At 58.5% G+C, this 2,183-nt stretch carries 2 protein-coding genes and 1 pseudogene; all 3 read left to right on the top strand.

What is annotated here, in order from left to right; translation table 11 throughout:
• On the top strand, nt 1–639 hold a 639-nt coding region (locus tag C7445_RS14295; RefSeq protein WP_134161383.1), incomplete at its 5' end, for an SAF domain-containing protein.
• Entirely contained in the window at nt 636–1,685 is a 1,050-nt protein-coding gene (locus tag C7445_RS14290) for a CpaE/TadZ family protein (protein WP_134161381.1), read from the top strand. The genes C7445_RS14295 and C7445_RS14290, both read left to right, overlap by 4 nt.
• Nucleotides 1,672–2,183: pseudogene (locus tag C7445_RS14285) on the top strand (ATPase, T2SS/T4P/T4SS family); the annotation flags it as partial. The gene C7445_RS14290 and the pseudogene C7445_RS14285, both read left to right, overlap by 14 nt.

Raw genomic sequence — 2,183 nt, 5'->3', positions numbered from 1 at the left:
TACAACCAGTTTGTCGCACCCATGTTGACGAACGAATGGGTGTACGTCGCGCGCACGCAGTTGCCTGCGGATACCCCCATCCAAGCGGCGGATGTGGAGCGCATCCGCGTACCGAAAAGCGAGGTGAGTCCCGACGCGATTACGAACGAAGAAGGGGTCATTGGCGCGTACACTGCACAACCGGTCGACCAGAATCAGGTGTTGACCGCGGTTGATACGGAACCAGATCCTTTCACCATCACGCCTGGCACGGAAGATGTACCCATTCCCTCGACGTGGATCGAGTCTGTTTCTCAAACACTTCGTCAAGGGGATTACGTTGACTTGATTCCCATCGCAGAGCCGCAGGCGGGAAGTAACAATGTGGGGACCTTCACAACGACCAGCGAGTCCTCCGAATTCAAACATCTCCTGGTGCTTAGCGTCCACACCGACAACAACGCGGAAGTGACGTCGCAACAGACGGGAGTTCCGCAATCGGTGGGCGCGCGGGGCAATGGCAGTGGTGTCCCGGCGAGCGTCGATGTCAAGATGACCTCCGCCGAAGCGCAGGCCCTGGCGAGTTTGATCCAGCAGAAGTATCAGCTGCTCATCGTAGGCGTGTCGGATGACAATCGGACGGGAGGTGGGGCGAAGTGATCGCGATTGGACTACGTGAATCGTTGCAAAACGAAATGACCGGCCGCATGGAGAGTGTGGAGGATTGGCGCGGGCTAGAGATACGCCAGGTCGATGCGCTCCTTTTGGACGCGAAGCATGTGCCGGAGACTGAGTTGTACGAGGTTCGAGAGCAATTTCCCGATGCGTCCATCACCTACGTCGTGGACGAGTTCACGTCCGCGCTCACTGCGTTTGCCGCTGCGCACCAGATTCGACTCGTGTATCCAACACGCCTCGCTTCGTACTTGGACGAAGAAGTGGGGCAGAACTCGTCGACGCCCATTCTCGCGTTTTGGGGTGTGTATCCGCGACTTGGCACGACGACGATTGCACTCGCCGTCGCGCACGTCTTGGCCGCACAGCACGGCAAGTCCGTCGGGGTCTTGGGCCTCAACGCCTATGATCCGGGCACGGCCATGGTGCCAGGCGCTGAACACCACATGGACGACATGCTGTCGTATCTCGCGCAGCAAAAGCTCGACCCGGAGACCCTGCAGGCCGCGATGGAGTCGGTGCTTCGTGTGAAGTATCTACCGGGCCTGCAAAATCAGACGCGCGCGTTGGCGGTGATGCCCGAGCACGTCCGACACCTGCTCCACGTGGCACGGTCACAGTTTGAGGTGTTGGTGCTCGATGTGGGGAGCGCACTCAACACGGCGCTGGCGCTTGAAGGTCTCCAAGCGGCCACGCATCGCTACGTCATCTCCAATGACCTTGTGGCGACACAACGGCAACTCTTGCGGCAGATGGATTACATTCTCCGGCCCTTAGGTGTGGAACCAAGCGACCTGATGCTCGTCGGCAGTCAGGTTCATGGCAAGGGCGGTCTGGCAAAGTCGGTGGGGATGATGCAACTTGCATCCATTCCGTACTACCCGTCGATCGACATCTATGCGGAACAATCGCCTGAGCCGATGAAGGTGTTCCTTGGCGAGAAGACGTTCCGAAAGGCTGTCGAGACCTTGGCTCAATCGGCTGTGACAGCATCTGCAACGACGGAGGTGGCTCCAAGTGTCCGTGCATGAACTTCTGCCAAGCGCACCCTTTCGGGCCGACCGGTTTGTTGCAGAGGTGCAACAATCGCGCGCGAAAGAATTCGGAGAAGTGCCGTTTGATCGGGTAATCGAGGCGTTTCAGCAGTATCTCGGCGAAGAGGTTGGCGGAAAGGACGATGTGGACTCGCAGTACCTGCACCGCAAGTACCGTGCGCTGATTGGCGATGAAGCCGCCAAGCAGTATTTTCTGCATCGCATTCACGACTTTTTGCGCGAGCATCCGCAGTACCAGAACACGCGGTATCCGCGTTACTACCCGGACTTGCCGGAAGCCATCTTTCAGCACGCGCTCGGCTTCGGTCCGATGAGCGTGTGGTTCGCGAATCCCACGGAATCGGCGACGGTGAACGGGACACAGATTCTCTTTGGCATGAAAGGATCGAACACGAAAATCCTTCAGCCGTTTGCGTTCGACAACATCGACCAGGTGAAGCGTTTGGTGCGCACGCTCACGCTTCGTGATCCGGC

The organism is Alicyclobacillus sacchari (assembly GCF_004366795.1).
Taxonomy (GTDB): Bacteria; Bacillota; Bacilli; order Alicyclobacillales; family Alicyclobacillaceae; genus Alicyclobacillus; species Alicyclobacillus sacchari.
The sequence above is the reverse complement of the archived record's forward strand: the minus strand, read 5'-3'. Positions and strand labels throughout refer to the sequence as shown.